The sequence below is a fragment of the Pseudarthrobacter sp. C1 genome, assembly GCF_034720455.1.
Lineage (GTDB): Bacteria > Actinomycetota > Actinomycetes > Actinomycetales > Micrococcaceae > Arthrobacter.
The window spans coordinates 121,655-144,472 of sequence record NZ_JAYESK010000006.1 but is presented as its reverse complement, the minus strand read 5'-3'; the positions used below and the strand labels follow the sequence as shown (position 1 = coordinate 144,472).

The 22,818-nt window shown below is 68.2% G+C and carries 24 protein-coding genes; 9 read left to right on the top strand and 15 right to left on the bottom strand.

Going from position 1 to position 22,818, the window contains the following annotated elements:
* Positions 1 to 27 precede the first annotated feature (27 nt).
* Together U7114_RS12220 and U7114_RS12215 are read left to right on the top strand one after the other, a co-directional pair.
* Positions 28 to 642: a phosphoribosylanthranilate isomerase gene (locus tag U7114_RS12220; RefSeq protein ID WP_323057500.1), complete on the top strand. Its 615-nt coding sequence runs from the start codon at positions 28 to 30 to the stop codon at positions 640 to 642.
* A gap of 70 nt (positions 643 to 712) precedes the next feature.
* Positions 713 to 1,114: a YccF domain-containing protein gene (locus U7114_RS12215; RefSeq protein WP_157240631.1), complete on the top strand. Its 402-nt coding sequence runs from the start codon at positions 713 to 715 to the stop codon at positions 1,112 to 1,114.
* A 36-nt stretch (positions 1,115 to 1,150) separates the two neighbouring features.
* Here U7114_RS12215 and U7114_RS12210 read toward each other — a convergent pair whose 3' ends face one another.
* Positions 1,151 to 1,960, bottom strand: a complete 810-nt coding sequence (locus U7114_RS12210; protein ID WP_323057499.1) for a 2-phosphosulfolactate phosphatase — start codon at positions 1,958 to 1,960, stop codon at positions 1,151 to 1,153.
* Positions 1,957 to 2,826 carry a DUF4031 domain-containing protein gene (locus U7114_RS12205; protein WP_323057498.1) on the bottom strand — a complete coding sequence of 290 codons (870 nt, stop codon included), beginning with the start codon at positions 2,824 to 2,826 and terminating at the stop codon, positions 1,957 to 1,959. The genes U7114_RS12210 and U7114_RS12205 overlap by 4 nt, the downstream gene beginning before the upstream one ends.
* Before the next feature lie 117 nt (positions 2,827 to 2,943).
* Between U7114_RS12205 and U7114_RS12200 the strand changes: the two genes are divergently transcribed.
* The 4 genes from U7114_RS12200 to U7114_RS12185 all read left to right on the top strand — a co-directional run bounded on the left by U7114_RS12200 (position 2,944) and on the right by U7114_RS12185 (position 6,134).
* Positions 2,944 to 3,354, top strand: coding sequence for a TOBE domain-containing protein (locus U7114_RS12200; protein WP_157240636.1), 411 nt, complete (start codon positions 2,944 to 2,946; stop codon positions 3,352 to 3,354).
* Positions 3,351 to 4,157 (top strand): molybdate ABC transporter substrate-binding protein, encoded by an 807-nt coding sequence (gene modA / locus U7114_RS12195; protein ID WP_323057497.1) that lies wholly within the window; start codon positions 3,351 to 3,353, stop codon positions 4,155 to 4,157. Before U7114_RS12200 ends, modA begins: the two co-directional genes overlap by 4 nt.
* 100 nt (positions 4,158 to 4,257) lie before the next feature.
* Positions 4,258 to 5,088, top strand: coding sequence for an ABC transporter permease (locus U7114_RS12190; RefSeq protein WP_323057568.1), 831 nt, complete (start codon positions 4,258 to 4,260; stop codon positions 5,086 to 5,088).
* The gene (locus tag U7114_RS12185; protein WP_323057496.1) at positions 5,085 to 6,134 is read left to right on the top strand and encodes a sulfate/molybdate ABC transporter ATP-binding protein; all 1,050 of its coding nucleotides are present in this window, start codon (positions 5,085 to 5,087) and stop codon (positions 6,132 to 6,134) included. Before U7114_RS12190 ends, U7114_RS12185 begins: the two co-directional genes overlap by 4 nt.
* 20 nt (positions 6,135 to 6,154) lie before the next feature.
* Here U7114_RS12185 and U7114_RS12180 read toward each other — a convergent pair whose 3' ends face one another.
* Entirely contained in the window at positions 6,155 to 6,490 is a 336-nt protein-coding gene (locus U7114_RS12180) for a hypothetical protein (protein WP_323057495.1), read from the bottom strand.
* Between the two features lie 236 nt (positions 6,491 to 6,726).
* Between U7114_RS12180 and clpB the strand changes: the two genes are divergently transcribed.
* Positions 6,727 to 9,372 (top strand): ATP-dependent chaperone ClpB, encoded by a 2,646-nt coding sequence (gene clpB, locus U7114_RS12175; protein ID WP_323057494.1) that lies wholly within the window; start codon positions 6,727 to 6,729, stop codon positions 9,370 to 9,372.
* A 47-nt stretch (positions 9,373 to 9,419) separates the two neighbouring features.
* Here clpB and U7114_RS12170 read toward each other — a convergent pair whose 3' ends face one another.
* Positions 9,420 to 10,085, bottom strand: coding sequence for a septum formation family protein (locus U7114_RS12170; protein WP_321214603.1), 666 nt, complete (start codon positions 10,083 to 10,085; stop codon positions 9,420 to 9,422).
* Positions 10,086 to 10,359: 274 nt separating this feature from the next.
* Here U7114_RS12170 and U7114_RS12165 point away from each other — a divergent pair, with 274 nt between their 5' ends.
* Positions 10,360 to 10,593 (top strand): DUF3073 domain-containing protein, encoded by a 234-nt coding sequence (locus U7114_RS12165; RefSeq protein WP_009359485.1) that lies wholly within the window; start codon positions 10,360 to 10,362, stop codon positions 10,591 to 10,593.
* A gap of 166 nt (positions 10,594 to 10,759) precedes the next feature.
* Here the strand turns inward: U7114_RS12165 and U7114_RS12160 are convergent, their stop codons facing one another.
* From U7114_RS12160 to uraD, 11 genes are all read right to left on the bottom strand, one after another.
* A complete protein-coding gene (locus U7114_RS12160; RefSeq protein WP_321214602.1) occupies positions 10,760 to 12,490 on the bottom strand; it encodes an ABC transporter permease subunit in 1,731 nt (576 codons plus the stop codon).
* A gap of 8 nt (positions 12,491 to 12,498) precedes the next feature.
* Positions 12,499 to 14,028: an ABC transporter substrate-binding protein gene (locus U7114_RS12155; protein WP_157240644.1), complete on the bottom strand. Its 1,530-nt coding sequence runs from the start codon at positions 14,026 to 14,028 to the stop codon at positions 12,499 to 12,501.
* 63 nt (positions 14,029 to 14,091) lie between these two features.
* The gene (locus U7114_RS12150; RefSeq protein ID WP_321214601.1) at positions 14,092 to 15,354 is read right to left on the bottom strand and encodes an MFS transporter; all 1,263 of its coding nucleotides are present in this window, start codon (positions 15,352 to 15,354) and stop codon (positions 14,092 to 14,094) included.
* A 17-nt stretch (positions 15,355 to 15,371) separates the two neighbouring features.
* Positions 15,372 to 16,175 carry a dipeptide/oligopeptide/nickel ABC transporter ATP-binding protein gene (locus U7114_RS12145; protein WP_321214600.1) on the bottom strand — a complete coding sequence of 268 codons (804 nt, stop codon included), beginning with the start codon at positions 16,173 to 16,175 and terminating at the stop codon, positions 15,372 to 15,374.
* Entirely contained in the window at positions 16,172 to 16,903 is a 732-nt protein-coding gene (locus tag U7114_RS12140; RefSeq protein ID WP_321214599.1) for an ABC transporter ATP-binding protein, read from the bottom strand. The genes U7114_RS12145 and U7114_RS12140 overlap by 4 nt, the downstream gene beginning before the upstream one ends.
* Positions 16,904 to 17,130: 227 nt before the next feature.
* The gene (locus tag U7114_RS12135; protein WP_321214598.1) at positions 17,131 to 17,436 is read right to left on the bottom strand and encodes a hypothetical protein; all 306 of its coding nucleotides are present in this window, start codon (positions 17,434 to 17,436) and stop codon (positions 17,131 to 17,133) included.
* Positions 17,437 to 17,852: 416 nt separating this feature from the next.
* A complete protein-coding gene (purM, locus tag U7114_RS12130) occupies positions 17,853 to 19,013 on the bottom strand; it encodes a phosphoribosylformylglycinamidine cyclo-ligase (protein ID WP_323057493.1) in 1,161 nt (386 codons plus the stop codon).
* A complete protein-coding gene (gene purF / locus U7114_RS12125) occupies positions 19,010 to 20,689 on the bottom strand; it encodes an amidophosphoribosyltransferase (RefSeq protein ID WP_321214596.1) in 1,680 nt (559 codons plus the stop codon). The genes purM and purF overlap by 4 nt, the downstream gene beginning before the upstream one ends.
* 74 nt (positions 20,690 to 20,763) lie before the next feature.
* Positions 20,764 to 21,078: a hypothetical protein gene (locus U7114_RS12120; protein ID WP_157240655.1), complete on the bottom strand. Its 315-nt coding sequence runs from the start codon at positions 21,076 to 21,078 to the stop codon at positions 20,764 to 20,766.
* Between the two features lie 27 nt (positions 21,079 to 21,105).
* A complete protein-coding gene (gene uraH, locus U7114_RS12115; protein WP_321214594.1) occupies positions 21,106 to 21,444 on the bottom strand; it encodes a hydroxyisourate hydrolase in 339 nt (112 codons plus the stop codon).
* Entirely contained in the window at positions 21,441 to 21,938 is a 498-nt protein-coding gene (gene uraD / locus U7114_RS12110) for a 2-oxo-4-hydroxy-4-carboxy-5-ureidoimidazoline decarboxylase (protein ID WP_323057492.1), read from the bottom strand. Before uraD ends, uraH begins: the two co-directional genes overlap by 4 nt.
* Before the next feature lie 327 nt (positions 21,939 to 22,265).
* Between uraD and U7114_RS12105 the strand changes: the two genes are divergently transcribed.
* Positions 22,266 to 22,592, top strand: a complete 327-nt coding sequence (locus tag U7114_RS12105; RefSeq protein ID WP_231754849.1) for a hypothetical protein — start codon at positions 22,266 to 22,268, stop codon at positions 22,590 to 22,592.
* The last annotated feature ends 226 nt before the right edge of the window (positions 22,593 to 22,818 follow it).

The following is a 22,818-nucleotide window of genomic DNA, read 5'->3' as shown; positions in this document are numbered from 1 at the left end:
ACACGAAAACAGCCTAAGGAGCCGGGAATGTTCGTCAAAGTGTGTGGCCTCAGCACGCCGGAATCCATCCGCGCTGCCGCGGAGGCAGGGGCCGACGCGGTGGGTTTCGTCCTCACGGCCAGTCCCCGCGTGGTCTCGCCCTCCCAGGCCTCCGCGCTGCTGGCCGAAGTGCCGGCCGGGGTTACGCCCATCGGCGTGTTCCGTGACGAGCCGGTTGCCGACGCCGTCGCCATCGCCCGTGCAGCCGGGCTGGAGTGGATCCAGCTGCACGGCCGGCGCTCGCGCGGGGACGTGGCCACAGTGCACGACGCCGGCATGAAGCTGGTCAGGGCCGTCACCATGGGTGCCGCAGCCGAGGAGCTGGAGGACTGGGGGGAAGACCTGCTCCTGATCGACGCCGCCGTCCCCGGCTCCGGCGAGGCCTGGGACTATGCGTCCGTGGCCGAAATCCCCGTGCTGCAGGAACGTAAATGGCTGCTGGCAGGCGGGCTGGACGCCGCCAATGTTGCGCAGGCCGCCGCCGCGGCGCACGCTTGGGGCGTCGATGTTTCCTCCGGTGTTGAGTCGTCCCGCGGCGTCAAGGACCTGGCCAAGGTCAGCGCCTTCGTGCAGGCGGCCAAGGGAGCTGCTGCTTCGGTCTAGCCGCGGATTCAGGGGCCGGTCAGGGCAGGCCCCCATCCCGCTGCCCCGGCCCCCGGGGCACAATGGAGGGATGAAGGCACTGCTCAACATCATCTGGCTGGTTTTCGGCGGTTTCTGGCTCGCGCTGGGTTATTTCTTCGCGGGGGTCATCTGCTGCCTGCTGGTCATCACCATTCCCTGGGGCATCGCGTCGTTCCGGATCGCTGCGTACACGCTCTGGCCCTTCGGCCGGACGGTGGTGGACAAACCCGGCGGTGCGGGCGTGTTCTCGCTGCTGGGCAACGTCATCTGGCTGCTGGTGGCAGGCATCTGGATCGCCATTGGACACGTGGTCACGGCCTTTGCGATGGCAGTGACCATCATTGGCATCCCGCTGGCCATCGCAAACCTGAAGCTCATCCCGGTGTCCCTGATGCCGCTGGGCAAGCAGATTGTGCCCACCACCCAGCCCTTCGTGTCCTCCTACCGCTAGGACGCCAGGGCGGAACGGCGCGGAACACAGGCAACGTCAGCGGGGGCTGAACGCCCCGTCCGCCATGATGGCCACGGCGTCGCTGTCGTCCAGTTCCGCGGCGATATCGACGTCGGCACCGTAGCCCGCCCCGGTCAGCTCACGGCCGCTCGAGCAGCCACGCAGCATCTCCCGGAGCCGGGGCTCGGCGGCTTCAAAGACGGCCATCGCAGCCACAGCCTCCGGCGAGTATCCGTGCCTGCCGTCTTCGGCCTCGTAGCCGCCCTTGCCGGCGGCCACCAGGCCCGCGATGAATGCCCCCGCCCCAATCTGGTCCTCCACGGCCGGCCGGAGGGTGCCGTCCGGCCAGCGTTCGCCGGCCGCAACCACTGCGATCACTGCATCTTCCGGGAGGTTGGCTGCCACCCAGTCCGCGGTGGCTGCGGCATTCCGGAGGCACACGGTGGCCAGCAACGGAACTGTGCGCGCCAGTTCGTGGCAGAGCGCGGAACCGTTGGGGGACGGCAGGACCACCCGCTCCAGGGAACCGGCAGCCCTAAGGCTTGCGGGGGAGAGGCTGAGCCCGCCCCCGTCCCTGGGCCCGGCCAGCAGGGCTCGGTGGCGGGCAGCGAAATCCTCCGCGCCGGTGTCCTTCCAGGGAAAAGGAAGGACCGCGGCGCCCCGGTCCAGGGCGACGCTTACGCAGGTGCTGAAGGAGAGGACGTCAACCACCACGGCAAGGTCCGCGCCGGACGTTACGGTGCTCCCGCCGTCGAGCCCCCACTCCACCCGGACCGCGTAGGGCAGTTGCCGGTGCGCGGCACTTGCAGTGAACGTGTGGCGGGAATTCGAGGTGGGTGCGTTCACGCCAGTTCGCCCTTCAAATTGCGGTGCGCGGCAGCCAGCCACAGCTCCCTTGCCCTGCCGCTGTGGAACAGCGGCTCCAGTTCCAGCAGATGGCGCACGACGGCGGCGCGCCCGGCCGCGAAGTCGGCGTCGCCGATGTGCGCGTAATCCTTGCGGACGGCAGCAACGTACCTGGCGTATTCCTCCGGGTCCCCGCCCAGGACGGACAGGTCGGCATCGCACAGGAGGGCGCCGTCGCCGTCTCCCTCTTCCGGGCAGTGGTCGGATGTCAGCCGGACAAGCCGTGCCACCTCGGCAGCCTCCGCTTCCGGAAGGCCGGCACCGTGCAGGCGCTCCTCGGCGAGGCGCGCGGACTCCTCTTCATCCTGGCCGGCTATGCCGCGGTAGACGGCGTCGTGGAACCAGGCCGCCAGCAGGACTGTCCGCGGCGGGTCGTCGGGATCGGTGAGAAGGTCGAGGGCTTCGAGTACCGCCAGCAGGTGCGTGCAGCCGTGATAGTGGCGGTGGTCCTCGCTCCACCGGTCCAGGAGGTCCAGGAAGAGGGCGTCATGGCCGGGCATGATCGAGTTCCAGCGGTTCAGCAGCGGCACCTTGAGCGACTTGTTCCGTTGCCGGGCAGGAATGCGCAGGCCGCTGGCAATGAGCCTGCGGACCAGGATCCGCCCTTCCACGGGAACGGCGCCGGCCGCCACGAGGTCATCGAAGCGGCGCTCCGGAACGTCGTAGTGGTCCCCGTCAAAGGCCCGTTCGGGGACACCCGCCGCAGCCGCAAACGCGTGCAGTTCCGCCAAAGATTCGTCGGAAATGAGGTGCGAAAAGTGCGTTCCGTGCGCAGGCCAGAGGGGCGGATCGATGTAGAGGACCATGGGGGAAGTCTAGTGCTGCGCAGCTGCGCGAGCCGGTTGCTCCTTCCAGGAGGACGAAATCCTGAAATGCGGCCCCCACGGGCTCTCGAATCCGCAAATGCGTATTAGAGTGGCGCTATGCCTACTATCCGCGTTTCGGAGGCCGCCCGTTTCCTGGGCGTCAGTGACGATACCGTCCGGCGATGGACCGAGAACGGGAGCCTGACGCCGCGGAAGGACGACGCGGGCCGGCTCGCCGTGGACGGCCTGGAACTGGCGCGGCACGCACAGAAGCTGGCGCAGCTTCCGGCCGATCCGCACCGCACGGGCAGTTCGGCCCGCAACCGCTTCGTGGGCCTCGTCACCGGCATCAAGGCGGACAGTGTGATGGCCCAGGTGGAGCTGCAGTGCGGGCCCTTCCGCGTGGTGTCCCTGATGAGCAGCGAGGCCGTCAAGGAACTGGGACTGGAACTTGGCTCCGTGGCCACCGCCGTGGTCAAAGCCACCACGGTCATCATCGAAACCCCGCAGGGAAAGGGAGCCGCGTGACGCCGGTTCGGCGGGCCGGAGCCCTGCTGGCGGCAATCCTGCTGGCGGCCCTGCTCGCCGGTTGTGCCGGCACCGGCGCTGCCGGCGACGGCGGCAACGCCGCCCAGGGAACCAGCCGGGAAACACTGACCGTTTTCGCCGCTGCTTCCCTTAAAGCCAGTTTTACCGAGCTCGCGGCACGGTTCGAAAAGGAGAACCCCGGAACCGGCGTCACCCTCAGCTTTGCCGGTTCGTCGGACCTGTCCACCCAGATCAGCCAGGGCGCTCCCGCGGACGTGTTCGCCTCGGCGGACACCGGCAACATGGCCAGGCTGAAGGACGCCGGCCTGGTGGACGGCCAACCGCGGGACTTTGCCACCAATACCCTGGCCATCGCCGTCCCGGCAGGGAACCCGGCAGGAATCGGATCCTTCGCCGACCTGGCCAGGAGCGGAACGAAGCTTGTGATGTGCGCCCGCCAGGTGCCCTGCGGGGCCGCCGCGGCCGCCGTCGAACAGCAGACGGGGACGGACCTCAGCCCGGTCAGCGAGGAAAACTCCGTGGCCGATGTCCTGGGCAAAGTCAGCTCGGGAGAGGCTGACGCCGGACTCGTCTATGTCACCGACGTCCGGGCGGCCGGCGGCAAAGTGGACAGCGTTCCCTTTCCCGAGTCGGCCGCAGCGGTGAACACCTACCCCATCGCAACGCTTGCCGGCAGCCGCAACAAGACCGCTGCCGCAAAGTTCCTGGGGCTTGTGGCAGGCCCCGAAGGCAGGAAAGTCCTCGCAGCCGCCGGGTTTGGGCCGGCAGCGGGCAGCAGATGATGGGCAGCACGTGACCGGCAGGCAGTCCAGCCGGCAGCCGTCCGGCCGGCAGCAGGCCAACCGGCGGCAAAGGGGAGGCGGGCATCAGGCGTATACGGGCATCCCCCGCTGGCTGTACGCGCTGGCAGTCCTGGCAGCCACGGTGGTGGTCCTGCCGCTGGCGGCCATCGTGGCGCGCGTCAACTGGGCCAACTTCCTTCCGCTGGTCACCTCCGAGTCCGCCCTTGCGGCGCTGGGCCTGAGCCTGCGGACCTCGGCGGCCAGCACTGCCCTGTGCGTCGTGCTCGGCGTGCCGCTGGCGGTGGTCCTTGCCCGCGGCGCGCTCCCGCTGCTGGGGCTCCTGCGCGCGCTGGTGCTGCTCCCGCTGGTCCTGCCGCCCGTGGTGGGCGGCATCGCCCTCCTGTACACCTTCGGCCGGCAGGGCCTCCTGGGCGGCGCGATTGAGGTGCTGGGGCTGCAGATCGCGTTTTCCACCACGGCCGTGGTCCTGGCCCAGACCTTCGTGGCCTTGCCGTTCCTGGTGGTCAGCCTGGAAGGCGCGCTGCGCACCGGCGGACACAGGTACGAGGCGGTGGCAGCGACGCTCGGTGCATCGCCCGGGACCGTTTTCCGCCGCGTCACGCTGCCGCTGGTCCTGCCCGGCCTGGCCTCCGGCGCGGTCCTTGCCTTCGCCAGGAGCCTGGGCGAATTCGGTGCCACCCTCACGTTCGCCGGCAGCCTCCAGGGGGTTACCCGGACGCTGCCGCTGGAGATCTACCTGCAGCGGGAGACGGACCCCGACGCCGCCGTCGCGCTTTCCCTGGTGCTGGTGGCCGTGGCAGTCGCCGTGGTGGCACTTGCCTACCGGCGCCCCACGGGCAGGCCGCCAGCCCTCCGGTTGTCCGGAGAGCGGACGACGCCGGCTCCCGCGGCGGGCGGGGATGTTCCGTGACGTTCTCGTTCCAGGCAGCCGTGGCGGAGCGCGGTTTCGACGTCGCCTTCTCCGTGGGGTCCGCTGAAACCGTGGCGGTGATGGGACCTAACGGTGCCGGCAAGTCGACGCTGTTCTCCGTCATTGCGGGGCTGCTGCGGCCGGACAGCGGACGGGCCGAGCTGAACGGCCGGACCCTGTTCCATGTGGGGGACGGACGGAACCAGTGGACCCCGCCCCACCGCCGGGGGACGGCGCTGCTGGCGCAGGAACCGCTGCTTTTCCCGCATCTCAACGCCGCGGACAACGTGGCCTTCGGTCCGCGCAGCGCGGGCGCGCCCAGGCCCGTGGCCAGGGCCAGGGCGTTGCAGTGGCTGGCACAGGTGGAGGCTGAAGGCCTTGCGGCACGCCGTCCCGGGGAGCTTTCGGGCGGGCAGGCCCAGCGCGTTGCCGTGGCCCGGGCGCTCGCCGCGGATCCCGGCCTCCTCCTCCTCGATGAACCGATGGCCGCGCTGGACATCCACTCGGCCCCGCTGCTGCGGCGGCTGCTCAAACATGTCCTCGCGGACCGGCCGGCCCTCATCATCACCCACGATGTCCTGGACGCGCTGATGCTGGCGGACCGGGTGGTGATCCTTGAAAACGGGGGCATCGCAGAGGAGGGCCCCACGCGGCAGGTGCTGCAACGGCCCCGCAGCGCCTTCGCGGCCGGGCTGGCAGGGCTCAACTTTGTTCCCGGGACGCTCGCCGGTGACGGCATCCTGACCAGCCGGGGCCGGCACATAGCCGGACACTGCGAGGACCCCATCCCCCCGGGACAGGCAGCTGTGGCCGTGTTCCCGCCGTCGTCCGTTTCGGTGTTCCTCACCGATGCCCACGGAAGCCCGCGGAATTCCTTCGAGGTGGCCATCACCGATCTTGAACCGCATGGCGACTTCATCCGGGTCAGGGCGGGAAGCCTCGCGGCGGACATCACTCCCGCGGCCTCGGCGGACCTCGGCCTGGTTCCCGGCTTGCCGGTGCACTTCGTGGTGAAGGCGACAGCGGTTTCGGTCTACCCGTTGTAGGAGGAAACTGTGCGCCGCCCTTACATGCCGGGCAGGTCCAGGGTTTCGTAGACCTGGATGCTGGCCCCGGGCATCATCAGGTGCGGATGGCCGTTCAGCAGCGCCTTGGCACCGGCAAGATCGTCGGCCTGGATGATCCCGTAGCCTGCCACCCCCGCAGGGGCTTCAGCGGCCCCTGTTGCGGTGATTTCCGTTCCGGCACCCAGCGGACTCCCCATGTCCACGATGCCGTCACCGGCGCGGCCGGCCCATTCCATCCAGGCTTTCATGCCCTCCTGCGCGGCTTCCGGCGAGCTTTCCGCCATCTGGGCCTGGGCTGACTGCTGTGCGACGTAAAGAACCACGTACTTTTTCACGGATTGTCCCCTCTTGACTGCCCCGGCGGCACGCTGCCCCCGGCCACAGGCCGATAGTAGAGTGCGCGGCGGCGGATGTGAACAGCAGCGATGGAGGCAGATAGGGTCGATTGCCCCTTCCGCCGCGGCCCTTGAGCTGTTTCGCTGTAGGCAAACAGTCCCGGAAAAGAATCCCCAAAGGAAAGTTGAGCGTAGTACACTCAACTTAGGAAAACTGCCCCCGGAAGGAGCTCTCTTTGGACGTCAAATTCACCACCAAGAGCCAGGAGGCTCTGTCGGCTGCGGCCATGAACGCCTCCACGGCCGGAAACCCCCAGGTGGAGCCCGCGCACCTGCTCAAGGCCCTGATGGACCAGCGCGAAGGAGTCGCCGTGGCGCTGCTGCGCGCCACCGGCGCCGATCCGGACTCGGTCAGCGTCCAGGCAAGCAGCGCCATCAAGGCCCTGCCGGCCACCTCCGGCGGCTCCAGCCAGCAGGCCCAGCTCTCCCGGCCCGCCCTGCAGGCCATCCAGAACGCCAAGAACGAAGCCGACCGGCTGGGCGATACGTTCGTCTCCACCGAGGTGCTCCTGCTCGGGCTCTCCGCGGGCAATGATGCCGCGGCCCGCCTGCTGCGCGACGCCGGCGCCTCCCATGAGGCGCTGCTCGCCGCCCTGCCGGGTGTCCGCGGCGACCGCAAGGTGGACAGCCCGGACCCGGAAAACACCTTCCAGGCGCTTGAGAAGTACGGCACGGACCTTACCGGAATGGCCCGGGCCGGCAAGCTGGACCCTGTGATTGGCCGGGATTCCGAAATTCGGCGGGTCATCCAGGTCCTGTCCCGGCGGACCAAGAACAATCCGGTGCTCATCGGCGAACCGGGAGTGGGCAAGACCGCCGTGGTGGAAGGGCTGGCGCAGCGGATGGTGGCGGGCGACGTGCCCGAAAGCCTGCGCGGCAAGACCCTCATCTCCCTGGACCTGGGCTCCATGGTGGCGGGCGCCAAGTACCGCGGGGAGTTCGAGGAGCGGCTGAAGGCGGTCCTTGAAGAGATCAAGGGCTCCGAGGGCCAGGTCGTGACCTTCATCGATGAAATCCACACGGTCGTGGGGGCGGGGGCCACTGGTGATTCCTCGATGGATGCCGGCAACATGCTCAAGCCCATGCTGGCCCGCGGCGAGCTGCGGCTGATCGGCGCGACCACCCTGGACGAGTACCGCGAAAACATCGAGAAGGACGCCGCCCTTGAGCGCCGCTTCCAGCAGGTGTACGTCGGCGAACCCAGCGTGGAGGACACCATCGGCATCCTCCGCGGCCTCAAGGAGCGCTACGAGGCCCACCACAAGGTGTCCATCGCCGACTCCGCCCTCGTGGCGGCAGCCACGCTGTCGAACCGCTACATTTCGGGGCGCCAGCTGCCGGACAAAGCCATCGACCTGGTGGACGAGGCCGCGTCCCGCCTCCGGATGGAGATCGACTCGGCGCCTGAGGAAATAGACCAGCTGCGGCGCCAGGTGGACCGGCTCACCATGGAGGAGCTCGCCCTGATCGGGGAATCGGACCCGGCCTCGGTGGAGCGGCTGGCGGCGCTCCGCGCCGACAAGGCTGACAAGGAAGAGGAACTCTCCGCGCTCAACGCCCGGTGGGAGGCCGAGAAGGCGGGACTCAACCGGGTGGGCGACCTTAAAGCCAAGCTCGACGAACTGCGCTCGGCCGCGGACAAGGCCCAGCGCGAGGGTGACCTGGAGACTGCTTCACGGATTCTCTATGGGGAAATCCCGGCGCTCGAACGCGAGCTGAACGCTGCTGCGGAAGCGGAAGCCGCCGTGGTGGACAAACCCGCCCAGATGGTGGCCGAGGAAGTGACAGCTGAGGACATCGCGGAGGTCATCTCCGCCTGGACCGGCATTCCCGCCGGCCGCATGCTGCAGGGCGAGAGCCAGAAGCTGCTGCACATGGAGGCGGAGCTCGGGAAGCGGCTCATCGGCCAGTCGAAGGCCGTCGCGGCGGTCTCCGACGCCGTCCGGCGCGCGCGTGCCGGGATCAGCGATCCCAACCGCCCCACGGGTTCGTTCCTTTTCCTGGGACCCACCGGCGTGGGCAAGACCGAGCTGGCCAAGGCGCTGGCTGATTTCCTGTTCGACGACGAACGCGCCATGGTGCGGATCGACATGTCCGAGTACGGCGAGAAGCATTCCGTGGCCCGCCTGGTGGGGGCGCCTCCGGGATACGTGGGCTACGAGGAAGGCGGGCAGCTGACCGAGGCCGTCCGCCGTCGTCCCTACTCAGTGGTGCTGCTGGACGAAGTGGAGAAGGCGCACCCGGAGGTGTTCGACATCCTCCTGCAGGTGCTCGACGACGGCCGCCTCACCGACGGGCAGGGCCGCACGGTGGACTTTCGCAATGTGATCCTGGTGCTGACCTCCAACCTGGGCAGCCAGTTCCTGGTGGACCAGTCCCTGGACGCCGAAGCCAAGCGGAACGCCGTCATGGCCACCGTCAACGCATCCTTCAAGCCCGAGTTCCTGAACCGGCTGGACGAGGTTGTGCTGTTCGATGCACTGACCGTGGAGGAGCTGGCGCGCATCGTTGAGCTGCATGTGGACGAACTCGGACGCCGGCTCCATGAGCGCCGCCTGACCCTCGAAGTCACTGATGGTGCCCGGGCCTGGCTCGCCATCTCCGGGTTCGACCCCGCCTACGGCGCCCGGCCGCTCCGCCGCCTGGTGCAGCGGGAAATCGGCGACAGGCTGGCGAAAGCCATCCTCGCCGGTGAGATCAGCGACGGCGATACGGTGCTGGTGGACACGGCGGCGGACCTTGAGGAACTCACTGCGGCCGGAACGGGCCTCCCGTCCGCGCCGTTGGGCGGCAGCGGCCTGTCCGTCCGCCGCAAGGACTGAGGCCCGCGGGGGCAAAACGCAGGCGTGCTGCCAGGGCGGTTTGGCCGCTAGGGCAGCACGCTTGCGTTGATCACATTGCCGCCCGGGGCAGTCACATAGCAGTCGACCCTGCGGTCGCCGGATTCCCAGCTGGTGGTGCTGGGGAAGCTGCGCTCGAAGTTCAGGTCGTAGTCGTTGGCGGCCGGGCCCAGCCTTGCTGCCTGGCACGCTTCCAGGGCCTTGGCCTTCAGTGCCTCGGCGCCGGGATAGGAGCCGCGCTCCGGGTAGCGGAACAATGCCACGAGCTGGGCTGAGTGCCCGGCATCGCAGGGCACCACGGTGGAGGACAGCGACTCGGGGTCGAAGTCCTTGAAGCAGTCGCCCAGCGCATAGTCGGCCGGCTGGACCCCCTCGCGGGGCAGAGGCGGCGGCGTTGCGGGTGGCGTGACCGTGGTTTCCAGCACCCCGGGAACCTGGCCCCGGGAAGTGCTGCTGTCCGGGTTGGAGTTCAGCCACAGGGCAAGCCACACCAGTGAGCCGATGACGGCCAGCAGGACGGCCACAAAGAACGCTATCCATAGGGTCCGCGGCCTCACCCGCCTGGACCTCGGCGCCGCACCGTCCTCCGGTTGCATGTGCGGGTGCAGGACCGGCCGTGCAGCAGGGGCAGGCACGCGGGGCAGCCCGGCCGTGGGCGGCGAGGAGGGCTTCGGCGGGACGTCCTGGTGGTTCACGGGGATGGATCCTCCTGCGTTCTCTCCGCGGCGGGCAGCCGGTCTGCGGCCTGTATCAGCAGTTGTCCAAGTGACTCTACCGAAGAAAAAAGCCGGAAACCTGCGGCTCGGGGCCGTGAATGGTAACGCAAACCACCTGCGGGGGCCGTTCGTGGCAAGCGGGGGCAGTCGAAAGCATGTAATCTAGGTGTACGACAAATTGACCAAACATTCCGGGGCCTCACCGATAGCCAAGGTGACCACCTCCGGTCCAAGTACAAAAGGGGGTCACGCCATGGGGCGCGGCCGTCAAAAGGCAAAAGCTACCAAGCAGGCTCGGGATATCAAGTACTACTCCCCGAACACTGACTACTCGGCACTTCAGCGTGAGCTGACGGGCCCAAGCAGTCGTGCCACGAGCCATTACGCGAATGAGCCGGTTGAACCGGACTATTCGGCTTATGTGGATAAGTACGCGGATGATTTGGAAGAAGACGACGACGAGGTAGACACCCGTCGGATCGGCTAGTTGTCGCAAGGTGCTGTTGCCGTTACCGGCAGCCCTGTGACGCCGCAGCACTAACGGATCAGCTATGGATCCTGGTCCCAGGACCAGTGCGGCGCTTCTTTTTCGGCCCTTTGGAACCTGCTGTCCCAAGGTGCCGACTTCAGTTATTGGGCCCGCTGCCCGCACCTCAATGGTGCAGGCGGCGGGCTTTCTGCCGCCCTCCGCCAGCCAGTCCCACTGCCACTACGGACGCCAGGACCAGTGCGGAGGCGGGTGCCAGGACTGCCCACGGGGCACGCTCAACATAGCCCATGCCCTCGGCCAGGATGAGTCCCCACTCCGGCGAGGGCTGCTGCGGGCCCAGCCCCAGGAACCCGAGAGCCGCCAGCGCGAGTGCCGTTCCGGGCAGCCGGAGCATCGCATGGCGCAGGAGCGGGGCGGCCACCGCCGGGAGGATGTAGCGGAGCATGATGCGTGCCTTGCCCACCCCGAGGACGGGAAGGATGCGCACATACGGCTGCGCCCTTGCTTCCTGGGCCAAAGCCGCAGTGTGCGCCGCCAGGGGCGCCCAGCTCACGGCGGCCACGGCGAGGGCCGCGCCGTGTGCCGAAGGGCCGGTGAGCGCAGCAACAACAAGGCCGGCCAGGATGGGCGGGGCCGCGTTCGTTACCTCCAGGGGTCCCGTGGCGGCAAGAGGAAAGAGTCCGACGGCGATTCCCACGGCCAGGCAGGCCAGCACCACTGCCAGCGCTGTCCCCAGCGTTCCCACGGCCCCGTGCCCCACCCGCGCCAACAGGTCCCGGCCGCTGGCGTCGGCGCCGAACGGGAGTGTCCAGGCGGGCGGCGCCAGCCTGGCGTGCCCCGAGGCGAGGGGGTCGCGCAGCAGCCCGGCCCCGGCAACCAGGAGCAGGGCCAGGCCGGCCACTGCCGGCGCGGCCAGATGCCGGCGGTTCGCTGACCGCGGGGGCTCGGGAAGCGGAAGCGTTCCGAAGCGGACCGCGGGCCCGATCAGCAGGTGCCGCACCGCCGTCGTCAGCGTTCCCACCAGCAGGGCGAACCCCATCAGTGCCAGCATGCCGGCCTGCAGGGTGGGGACGTCCTGCGCGCTGGCCGCGCCCAGCAGCGCCCGGCCGAGCCCTGGAATGGCGAATACCTTTTCCACTGCCACTGCACCGCCGGTCAGCCCCACCAGGACCAGGCCGGCCTGCGGGAGCACGGCGGGAAGCGCCCGGCGGAGCACCGCTGCGGCCAGCAGCGCAGGCCCGCCCCCGGCCATCCGCCACGTGGCCACCCACTGTTCGGCAAACGCTGCCCGTACGGCGTCGGAGACCAGCAGCCCGATCAGACCGCCGGCCGGGATTCCGAGCGAAAGGGCGGGCAGGACCGCATGCTCCGGGCCCTGCCAGCCGAAGGGCGGAAACCACCGCAGCCAGATGGCACCCGCCACCAGCAGCACGGCGGCCAGCAGGAACTCGGGCAGGGATGTCAGCGCAGCGGACAGGGCACCCGACGCCGGCCTGCGCCGCCCCCGCAGCCCGTCCACTACCGCCGGCGTGCAGGCCAGCAGCGCCACGAGTGCCGCGGACGCGATGGCGAACGCCATCAGGGTCACCGAGACGCCCAGCGCCGCCGCGATGCCGGGTCCCACGGGTGTGCTGCTGATCCAGGACGTGCCCAGGTCGCCGGCGAAGATCCCCTGTACCCAGGACAGGAGCATGGCCGCCGGGCCCTGCTCCAGGCCGAGCTCGGCGCGGATTGCGGCGAGTGCCTCGGGCGTGGGCTCCCGGTCCGCGTACCTGGCCCGCAGGACGGTGTATTCGGCGCCGCGGCCCGAGAGCCAGGGCATCATCCCGATCAGCACCACCAGGGCAAGCAGGGCGAGGACCCGGGACACGGTGACTTTGACTGCAGCGGACATCCCGGACCTCACTGCGCGCCGCCCGTGATCCCGGTCCGGCTGGTAATCAGGGCCCGCTCCCGCGGATCCCGCTCCACCCCGGCCACCCGTGCCGATTCACCCTGGATGACGCGTTCGTGGAGCAGCGGGATGGCGGCGTCCCGGGCAAGGATGAGGCTTTCGGCGGCGGCAATGGCGGCGCGGCGGTCCGGACCGGCAGGCATGCCCGCGGCCGTGGCCAGGGCTGCGTCTACCCGGGGGTCGCAGAACTGGGAGATGTTGAAGGATCCGGTGCAGGAGAAATCGCTGTAAAGGTAGGCAACCGGGTCGCCCGAATCCAGCACTGTGGCACGCGAGAGGATGAAGGCATCGAACTTCCCTGCCAGCGCGTCAGCCTCGATGTGCTGGTACTCCCGGACATCCTGCTCCACGGAAAATCCTGCGGCCTCCAGCTGCTGCTCAAGCTGGACGGCGACCTCGGGCAGCTCGGCGCGGTCCGTGAAGGTGCCGAGCCGGATGGCGGTCCCCCTGACCGCGGTGGCGGCCGCCCGGGTGGCCAGGGCTGCTGCGTACTCATCGCTTTCCCGCTGCCCGGCTGCCCACGGGAGTGCCGGGCCCAGCAACCCGGCGGCTTTGTCTGCCCGCCCTTCATAGACCCGGTCCACGATGGTGCCGGCGTCAATTGCGGCGCGGGCTGCGGCGCGGACGGCCGGGTCCGCGAAGGGGCCCGACGCCGTGTTGAGGTACAGCGTGTTGGTCCGCGGCATGGGCACCTCGTGCACCAGCCCGGGTTCGATCCGGGCCACCTGGCCCACAGGGATGGCTTCCACAACATCCGCGTCGCCGGTCCGGAGGGCTGCTGCCCGGGCGGTGCCGTCCGGGACGAACTGGACGTCCACGCCGTCGGCCTCCGCCTGCGCGCCCCAGTACGCGTCGAAGCGGTCCAGCCGGGCCGAGGATGTGCCCTCCACCGAAACCAGCCGGTAGGGCCCGGTGCCCGCGTTCACGGGACTGACCACACCGCCGTCCTTATATGCCGAGGCCGCGAGGATGGCCAGTTGCGGGCTTGAGAGCCGCTGGGGCAGGAGCGGATCCGGTGCTGCCGTCGTAATGATGACCGCGTTTGAGCCCTCCGCCCGGGCGGTGAGTTCCACGCCGTCCAGGATCCTGGGCTTGGGGCTGCCCTGCGCCGCGGCAGTCAGCGAGGCAGCGACTTCCACCGGGGTCATGGCGGTTCCATCGTGGAACTCCACGCTGTCCCGCAGGACAAAACGCCAGGAGGTCCGGTCCGCCTGCAGCCACTCCGTTGCCAGGGCAGGTTGCGCCTCGCCCAGCCTGTCCAGTTCCACCAGGGTCTCCGCTGTCTTCCAGCGTGAAAGCTTGAAGGCGTCATCGCTGAGGGGCGACAGTCCCGAACGCGGCGGCTGGAGCATCGCCAGTTTGATGCGGCGCTCGCCGTTTCCGCTGCCTGCTGCATGCCCGCCGCCGGCGAAGCATCCGGTGAGGCTGACCGTGAGGAGGACGGCGGTAAGCGTCATGAGGTGGGTTTCCAGTCGCATTATGGGCACGTTGATACCTGTTTCGATGAGTGGTGGAGGGAACTGGCCGGGGCTGGGCCCGTGTTAGGTGCCAGGGGTTGAGCGTGTGGGTGGCAGGAGCCCGGGAAGTCCGACGGCGGGAATCACCATGAGTGCCGCCATTACCGCCCATGGCAAGGCGGCGGCGCCCGGGTGGGTGGCCGCTGAGTAGAGCGGCCCCAGGACGAGGTTGCCCAGCAGGACAGCGCACCCGCCCATGCTCGCCAGGAATCCGTAATAGATGCCGGAGCGGCGGCCGCGGGCGAAGTCGAGGACCAGCGGCATGGCCACCGGACCGGCGCACATGTGCCCAAGGCAGAGCCCCGCCACCAGCAGCAGTGCCGGCAGGAGCTGCAGTGTGCCGGCGGCAGGGGACTGGGCCAGCAGGGCCATTCCGGCGAAGGCCAGGCCCTTGAGGGTGAAGCCGGTGGTGAGCGCGCGTCCCGGACCCATCCGGACGCTCAACCGGGAGATGGGCAGCTGCAGCGCAATGGTCAGGACCGAGGCGGCGGCGAACAGGCCGGCCAGCGCGCCGGCTCCCGCCCCGGTCCTGGCCAGTTCGACGGGGAGGCCGAAATACAGCTGGTTGTAGGCCAGGAGGCTGACGCTGTACAGGGCCGCGAAAGCCACAAAGCGCCTCTCCCGCAGCATCCCGGTGATTCCATCTGCGCGCGGGACGGCTTCCCGCAGGGGGACCGCGGCCCTGAGCATGTCCGGCGCCGGTCGTGAATCTTCAGCGGGCATGCTGCGCCACAGGACCATGGTCATTACGGCAAACACCGCCGCCCCCGCCAGCGCTGCCCAGCTGAAGGAAATGCCCAGCAGCAGGGCCCCCAGCAGGGGCCCGGCCACCGCTCCGATTTCTCCGCAGATGGCGAGGAGCGCAAAAAGTCCCGCCGCCTTCCCGCCGGTGTTCCGTCGTCGTTCTTCCGCCTTCCCCAGCAGGGACTCCAGCGCCGGCGAGAACAGCGCGCCGCCCATCCCGGTGAGGACTGCCCCCAGGAGGAACAGCGCAAAGCTGCCGGCCATGGCCAGGGTGAGGTAGCCGGAAATGCGCACGAGGCAGCCCGCCACCATGGCCCGCCGCGGGCCCCACCTGTCCATGACCATTCCGCCCACCAGGAAAAGCCCCTGCTGGCAGAAGACCCTGGCGCCGAGGACCACTCCCACGGCCGTGGCGGTCATGCCGAAGTCCCGGGTCAAAACCAGGGCCAGGAACGGCACCACGGCGTAGAAGCCGATATTGAAAACAAGCTGGCTTGCCAGGAGCAGGCCGGGGGACGGGCGAGGCGCTGTGTCCGTCGGCACCGCAGTCCCAAGTGCCGTCACAGGACACCGGCCGGGGCATGGCAGGGGAACTGCAGGGCTGATGAAGCGCGCACCAGTGCAGCGGCTTCGGGGCTGCCTGGGTTTTCCAGCACCTGGTGCGTGGGAGCGTGCTCCACGATGCGGCCCTGCGAAAGGACGGCGGTGGTGGCGCACAACCTGGCAGCAGTGCCGAGGTCATGGGTGACCAGGAGCAGGCCCAGGCCTTCCTCGCGGACCAGCCGGCCCAACAGCGACAGGACGTTATCCCGCAGGGGGAGATCCAGGCCGCTGACGGGTTCATCGGCCAGCAGGTAGGCCGGCCGCACTGCCATGGCCCGGGCAATGGCCACCCTCTGGTTCTGGCCGCCGGACAACTCGCCGGGGCGGCTCTCCATCAGGCCGGCAGGCAGCTCGACCCGTTCCAGTGCGTCGGCCACGAGGCTCCGGTGGTTCCCTTCCACCCTTAGCTGCCTTAGTGGTTCCCGCAGCAGCTGCGCAACAGACATCCGGGGGTCGAGGCTACCGGCCGGGTTCTGCGGGATGTACTGCACCGTCTGCCGGTACCAGCGCAGGGACCGGACAGGTCCGGGCCTTACCGCACGGGCACCGAGGGTGACCGTGCCGGCGTCGGGCTTTGCCAGGGCCAGCAGGATCCGCACCAGGGTGGATTTCCCGGAACCGGAGCTCCCCACCAGGGCCGTGCTGGTGCCCGGTGAAAGGTGCAGGCTGATGTTGTGGAGTGTCCCTGCCGGCCTTTTCTTGCGGAAGCCGGGCCTGGGGTAGGTGAAGGAAATGTTGTCGGCAGTGAGCGGCCCCATCATGCTGCGGCCGCCGTTACCAGGCGGCGCGTGTAGGGGTGTTGCGGGTCTTGGAGCAACTCGGACATGGGTGCCTGCTCCACGATGCGGCCGGCTTCCATCACGATGGCGCGCGTGCAGAGCGCGGCGGCCGCGGTGAGGTCGTGGGTAATGAAGAGCAGGCTGCGGCCGTCGGCTCCCCAGCCGCGAAGGGTTTCAAGTACTTTCAGTTGCGTGACGGCGTCGAGGGCGGTGGTGGGTTCGTCCGCCACCAGGACGGGACTGCCGCAGGCCAGGGCGAGGGCGATGCAGACGCGCTGCAGTTGTCCGCCGGAGAGCTGGCCGGTATAGCACGGAAGGATCCGGGCGGGTTCCCCTATGCCTGCCTGTGACAACAGGCGGGCCGCTTCCGTCCTTGCTTCTGCCCGGCTGGACCCTGCGGCGAGCAGCGGAATGGCGAGCTGCCTGCCGACCGGAACGAGGGGGTTGAGGGCCGTCGCCGGGTCCTGGCTGATGAAGGCTGCCCTGGTTGGCCCTGGCGTCCCCGGCGCAAAAGTGATCGTCCCGGTGGCGGTGATCCCGTCCGGAAGCAAGCCGGCCAGCGCCGATGCCGTGAGGGACTTGCCCGATCCCGAGGCTCCCAGCAGGGCGACGCATTCACCGGTCTCTACTGAAAAGGTCAGGGGATGCACCAATCTCCGCGTGCCGAGCGAGAGGGCAAGATCTGTCACGGACAGGGCTGGTGCAGGCATGTATGGTCATTTCATGGCAGGACTTTCAAAGGGTTAAGCCACATGCTATCAAGAATCATTCGCATTTAACGTCATGTGAGTAGTTCGGGGACTGGCTGGGCACACAAAAGGAGCCCCAGCCGATGGCTGGGGCTCCTCGAGTGAAAACCCGGAAGAGGACGGTGCGCTGAAGGCGCTGAGGCTTGCCCTCTTATCCGGTCGCTGCGCTGCTAGTCATCGCTGCGCTGTTAGTTATTGACGATGCGGACCGGTCCGGTGGCGCTATCGCAGACCGTCTGCTCGGTGCCGGTGGCGTCTACTGCTTCGCCAAGAACTGCTACCGATCCGATATCGGCGACGTCGCAAAGGTTTGCTGCGACACTGGCTGCCACGTTGATGTCAACGGCATCTTCTACGGTGATGTCACCGACCGTGACGTTTACAAGGCCGTCATTCAACGTGTTGTTGTCCGCTGCCTGCGAAGGTCCGGCAACGGCGCCCAGCAAAAACAGGCTTCCAGCGGCTGCGGCGGTGGCTTTTTTCAGAACTGACATGATTTTCGCTCCCTTGATAACTGCCCTGGTGCCCCTGTCGGGCAGTCCGCAATTGGGCGTGTGGACTGCCTGATGCCGTGCTGCTGCACGGCGCAGGTACCGGACGTCTTTGTGGTTGCTTCTTTTGGTATCCGCCGGATCGGCGGGGGAAGGCGGTCAAACCGAGCGGACAATTGTCGCCGGACTCGTGCGGGGCGGGCATGACGCTCTCGGAAAACCCCGCGTTGACCTTTCTGTGCTGCACTTCCACTTACAAGCCTAAAGCTAAGTATGCTTAGCAGTCAAGGGAAGTGAGTGTTTTACTTCAGATTTCCGGTTCCTGCGGCCTTTCCCGGCGCTGGTTAAAGCAATCGAGTGCTCCGTACCTGCCGTTTTGACGGGTCAAAAGGGCCGGTACGGAGCACTCGATGGGGTTATTAGGCGTAGGCGTTGACCAAGCGAACCGCGCCGCCGTCCACGCCCTTGGCGCCCTGCACGTAGTCCGGACCGGACTTGAGGATTGCGTCCGAATCCTCGGTGACGGTGCCCATGACCCAGGACGGCAGGCCGCGGTCGTTGAGGCGGGTCACTGCATCGTCCGCGGCTTCGGGGGACACGATGGCCACCATGCCCACACCCAGGTTCAGGGTGCGTTCCAGGTCCGCCAGCGGCACGTTGCCCAGTTCGGACACCAGCTTGAAGATGGCGGGCAGTTCCCAGGTGCTGCGGTCCACGGTGGCCACGAGGCCCTGGGGGAGCACGCGGGCCAGGTTGGCGGCGAGGCCGCCGCCGGTGACGTGGCTGAAGCCGTGCACGGCGGCCGTGCCGGTGACGGGGAAGGCGCGGGCCAGGTCCAGGCAGTCCGCGGCGTAGACGCGGGTGGGCTCAAGGAGTTCCTCGCCAAGGGTGCGGCCCAGTTCGGAGACCTGGCGGTCCAGTGCCCAGTCGGCGTGGTTGATCACGCGGCGGACCAGGGAATAACCGTTGGAGTGCAGGCCGGAGGAGGCCATGCCGATTACCACGTCACCGGCGCGCACGCGGTCCGGCCCCAGGAGTTGGTCGGCTTCAACCACGCCGGTGGCCGCGCCTGCGACGTCGTACTCGTGCTCGCCCAGCAGGCCGGGGTGTTCGGCGGTTTCGCCGCCCACCAGTGCCGTGCCAGCGACCGAGCAGGCTGCTGCGATGCCGCGGACAATGTCGGCGATGCGCTCCGGTACCACTTTGCCGCAGGCGATGTAGTCGGTCATGTACAGCGGCTCAGCGCCAACCACGACGATGTCGTCCACCACCATGCCGACGAGGTCGAACCCGATGGTGTCGTGGATGTCCATGGCCTGGGCGATGGCCACCTTGGTGCCCACGCCGTCGGTGGACGTGGCCAGCAGCGGCTTCTTGAAAGTCAGGAGCCTGGAGACGTCGTAGAGTCCGGCGAAACCGCCCACCCCGCCGATCACCGAGGAGTTGTGGGTGGCCTTGACGGCGTCCTTCATCAGCTCGACGGCGCGGTCCCCGGCTTCAACGTCAACGCCGGCGGAGGCGTAGGTGATGCCGGCTGCGTTAGCGGGGGTGTTGCCAGGGGCGGGGGCAGCGGAAGTCATACGGACTCTTTCTTGTCAGCGTCGGGGGTGGTGACCGCGTGATGAATCTCCGGCACGAGGTCGGCGTCGGTGAGCAGGTTTTCAAACTCGGAGTCCGGTCCGGGATCGCAACCGGTGGCGCCGGACTTCTCCGCGGGATCTTCCTGGGAATCAACAGAGAGGGCCGCTGTTGCGCCCGGAAGGGCCGACGGCGAGGGCTTGAGCCCGCCGAGGTCCGTCCGCTCCAGCAGGTTCTTGCCCAGCTTGTCCGCACCCGGAAGTTCGATGGGGTACTTGCCGGTGAAGCAGGCAGTGCAGAGCCGCTCCCGCGGCTGCCGGGTGGCGCCGATCATCCCGTCTTCGGAGATGTAGGCCAGCGAGTCCGCCCCGATGGCCTGCGAGATCTCGTCGATGGTGGCGCCGTTGGCAATCAGCTCGGCCCGGGAGGCGAAGTCGATGCCGTAGAAGCACGGCCACTGCACGGGCGGGGAGGAAATCTTGACGTGGACCGCGGCTGCCCCGGCCTCGCGGAGCATGCGGACGATGGCCCGCTGGGTGTTGCCGCGGACGATGGAATCGTCCACCACCACAACGCGCTTGCCGCGGATCACGGACTCGAGGGCGTTGAGCTTGAGCCGGATGCCCAGCTGGCGGAGGGTCTGCGACGGCTGGATGAACGTACGGCCCACGTAGGAGTTCTTGACGAAGCCGTGTGCAAAGGGAATGCCGGATTCCTCGGCGTAGCCCACGGCGGCCGGCGTGCCGGACTCGGGGACCGGGATGACGATGTCCGCCACCTGCGTGTTCTCGCGGGCCAGCTGGCGGCCCATCTCCACGCGGGATTCATAGACGGAGCGGCCGGCAATGGCGGCGTCCGGACGCGCCAGGTAGACGTACTCGAAAACGCAACCGGCCGGCGTCGGCTCCGCGAAACGCTGGGAACGCACGCCCTGCTCGTCAATGGCGATGAACTCGCCGGGCTCGATCTCGCGGATGAAGCTGGCGCCCACGGTGGCGAGGGCGGACTGCTCGGACGCCACCACCCAGCCGCGCTCCAGGCGGCCCAGCACCAGCGGGCGGATGCCGTAGGTGTCGCGCGCCGCGTAGAGGGTGCCTTCGTCCATGAACACGAAACAGAAGCCGCCCTTGATCTTGGGCAGCAGCTCAGTGGCGGTTTCCTCGAGGCTCTTGCCCGGCTCGCCTTCCAGCAGGGCGGTGACCAGGGCAGTGTCAGAGGTGTTGCCCTGCTTCATTTCGCCGGTGAGCTGGCCGCCGTTCCGTTCCTGGATCATGGCGTTGAGCTCGGCGGTGTTGGTCAGGTTGCCGTTGTGTGCCAGGGCGACGGTGCCGGTGCTGGTGGCGCCGAGGGTGGGCTGCGCGTTGGCCCAGTGGCTTGCGCCGGTGGTGGAGTAGCGGCAGTGTCCCACCGCCAGGTGCCCGGTCAGGGTGTTCAGCGTGGTCTCGTCGAAGACCTGGGAGACGAGTCCCATGTCCTTGTAGACGTTGATCCGCTTGCCGTCGCTGGTGGCAATACCAGCCGACTCCTGACCGCGGTGCTGCAGTGCATACAGCCCGTAATAGGTAAGTTTTGCTACTTCTTCACCTGGTGCCCAGACTCCGAAGACGCCACAAGCGTCCTGCGGGCCTTTTTCGCCAGGGAGAAGATCATGGGAAAGTTTTCCATCGCCGCGTGCCACTGGTCGATTATCTCACGACATGGGGTAGGACTTTTCCGGCCGCCCGTTTGTGACCCGGGCCGGCTGCAGCGGGCCTACGGCTGGGGATCCGTGTCCGGCTCGGAGTCCGGCACGGCTTCCACCACGGCCCGCTGCTGCCGCCTGACACTGCGGCGGTCCAGGATCAGCGCCAGCACGGCCCCGAGGATGGCGCCGCCGCCCGCGAACAGCACCATGAAGAACCCAAAGACGGCGCCGGCGTCGAAGCTGGGGTTCTCAGGAACTGCATACGCCGCCACCGCTGCCGCCGCGATGCCCACCAGTGCGCCGAGGATGAGGAACGGCACATACTTGGGCGCGCGGCGGACGGTAACTTCGCGCCGCTCGGCAGGGGGTTGTTCAGTAGGCATGCATCAAGCCTACATTTTTCGAGGGCTTCAGCTGCCGCGGTAGGTGGAGTAGGCGAACGGGCTCAGGAGGAGCGGGACGTGGTAGTGCTCCGGGCCGGTCACCTCGAACACCAGGTCCACTTCAGGGAAGAACGTGGCAGTCTGCAGGCCCGCGTAGTAGTCGCCGGTGGCGAAGTTGAGCTTGTAGTGCCCGGCCTCCAGGCGCTCCGGACCGAGGTCCTTGGCGCGGCCGTCGGCGTCGGTGATGGAATCTGCCACGTGGCGCCAGGTGCCGCCGTCGTTCCGGTAAAGGACGACGGCGACTCCCGCCGCCGGGCGTCCGGCACCCGTGTCCAGGATGTGCGTAGTGATGTGGGAGACGCTCATTCGGTGATCAGTCCTTCAAGCCGGAGTACGGCGATTTCGCGCAGCTGCTGGGCCACGATGGTGTCTTCTTCAGCATGGGAGTTTGTGAGCCGTTCGTTCAGGGCCTGCAGGATTTGCGGGGCGGTTCGGCCGGCGGCGCGGATCAGGAAGACCCTCCCGAACTTCTCCTCGTAGTCCCTGTTGCCGCGGGCCAGGGCTTCCGCGAGGGCCGAGTCCGCAGGATCCACCCCGGCCTGCTCGGAACGGGACATGGACGCTTCGGTGGTGGCCGCCGTCGGACGTTCCCCGATGCGCGGATGGTGCGCCATGGCGGACTCCACCTCGGCGGGGGTGAAGGGGCTGGCAGCCTGCGACGCCCAGGCCAGCAGGGCATCCTTGCTGGCGAACGGGCGGCCCGCGGTGACTGCATCCACCCATCGGTTGACGTCGATGCAGGGCCTCAGGGTTTGGGCGGCCCGGGCCGGGTCCGCGCTGTTGAATTCGGCAAGCTTCATGCTGGCTCGTTCCTTGGGTAAATCTGCTGGCATCCATGGTGACGGCTATGCGGAGGCCGGACTTCCCGGCGCCGGCAACTGGCTGTCGCGCGGCTTCCGCATCATGGAACTGTTATTTCAGCATACGTAATATTGAAGAGCAGCCGGGCTGTGGTGTCAAGAGACTACAACAGAAGCGGTGTTGCCCGATCTTGCGGAAATCCTTGGACCGGCTTGCCCGGACGTTGAGGTGCGGGCGGGACACTCGAAGACAGGCAGCAGCTTCCACCGGACGAGGGTCAAAGACGACCCGCCGGGGAGGCTGAACGGCTCGGAGAAGGTGCAGCCATGGGACAAGTCAAGATCACAGACCAGGCGGGAGTCGGTTCGGCCGCCGGCGCGGCCCTGGACAAGGGCCTGGATAAGGGCCGCGCTTTGTTGCGCGTCTACTTTCACAGGCGGAAGGTGCGCGCAGCGGCCAGCGCGCTGGCTGAGGCCCTGGCGGAATCGAGGGAGGTCTGGAGCTGGCCGGGGGACAGGCTTCCGGTAGGCGCGGAGATGTCCCAGCAGGTGGAGAAGCTGACCCGCCGGCTCAAGTTGGAAACCGAAGCGCACCACAGGCTGGAAGCGCTTTTCAGGACTGCGGACGGAGGCCGTTCCGTACTGGCGTTTTAAGTGCCACACTTATGAGCAATCGAGTGGCTGGGGGTTTACCGGGTCAGGAGATTGCTATGAGTTGGTTTACAGGGTGGGCATACCTAATTGCGGGACTCATGACAGCGGACGCCCTGCTCTTGGCGCTCTGGGCGATCGACGAGGGCTGGCCCGGGAGCTGGTGGAAGAAACCCTGACCCGGCGCCGCAGATTTTAAAGTAGTGTGGGCGGCCCCGGAGGGCCGCCC

Excerpts from the sequence above, each read along its gene's own strand:
- U7114_RS12220 (WP_323057500.1), top strand. The coding sequence starts at position 28 with ATGTTCGTCAAAGTGTGTGGCCTCAGCACGCCGGAATCCATCCGCGCT.
- U7114_RS12215 (WP_157240631.1), top strand. The coding sequence starts at position 713 with ATGAAGGCACTGCTCAACATCATCTGGCTGGTTTTCGGCGGTTTCTGG.
- U7114_RS12205 (WP_323057498.1), bottom strand. The coding sequence starts at position 2,826 with ATGGTCCTCTACATCGATCCGCCCCTCTGGCCTGCGCACGGAACGCAC.
- U7114_RS12200 (WP_157240636.1), top strand. The coding sequence starts at position 2,944 with ATGCCTACTATCCGCGTTTCGGAGGCCGCCCGTTTCCTGGGCGTCAGT.
- U7114_RS12165 (WP_009359485.1), top strand. The coding sequence starts at position 10,360 with ATGGGGCGCGGCCGTCAAAAGGCAAAAGCTACCAAGCAGGCTCGGGAT.
- U7114_RS12160 (WP_321214602.1), bottom strand. The coding sequence starts at position 12,490 with ATGTCCGCTGCAGTCAAAGTCACCGTGTCCCGGGTCCTCGCCCTGCTT.
- U7114_RS12155 (WP_157240644.1), bottom strand. The coding sequence starts at position 14,028 with ATGCGACTGGAAACCCACCTCATGACGCTTACCGCCGTCCTCCTCACG.
- U7114_RS12145 (WP_321214600.1), bottom strand. The coding sequence starts at position 16,175 with ATGATGGGGCCGCTCACTGCCGACAACATTTCCTTCACCTACCCCAGG.
- U7114_RS12140 (WP_321214599.1), bottom strand. The coding sequence starts at position 16,903 with ATGCCTGCACCAGCCCTGTCCGTGACAGATCTTGCCCTCTCGCTCGGC.
- U7114_RS12135 (WP_321214598.1), bottom strand. The coding sequence starts at position 17,436 with ATGTCAGTTCTGAAAAAAGCCACCGCCGCAGCCGCTGGAAGCCTGTTT.
- purM (WP_323057493.1), bottom strand. The coding sequence starts at position 19,013 with ATGACTTCCGCTGCCCCCGCCCCTGGCAACACCCCCGCTAACGCAGCC.
- U7114_RS12120 (WP_157240655.1), bottom strand. The coding sequence starts at position 21,078 with ATGCCTACTGAACAACCCCCTGCCGAGCGGCGCGAAGTTACCGTCCGC.
- uraH (WP_321214594.1), bottom strand. The coding sequence starts at position 21,444 with ATGAGCGTCTCCCACATCACTACGCACATCCTGGACACGGGTGCCGGA.
- uraD (WP_323057492.1), bottom strand. The coding sequence starts at position 21,938 with ATGAAGCTTGCCGAATTCAACAGCGCGGACCCGGCCCGGGCCGCCCAA.
- U7114_RS12105 (WP_231754849.1), top strand. The coding sequence starts at position 22,266 with ATGGGACAAGTCAAGATCACAGACCAGGCGGGAGTCGGTTCGGCCGCC.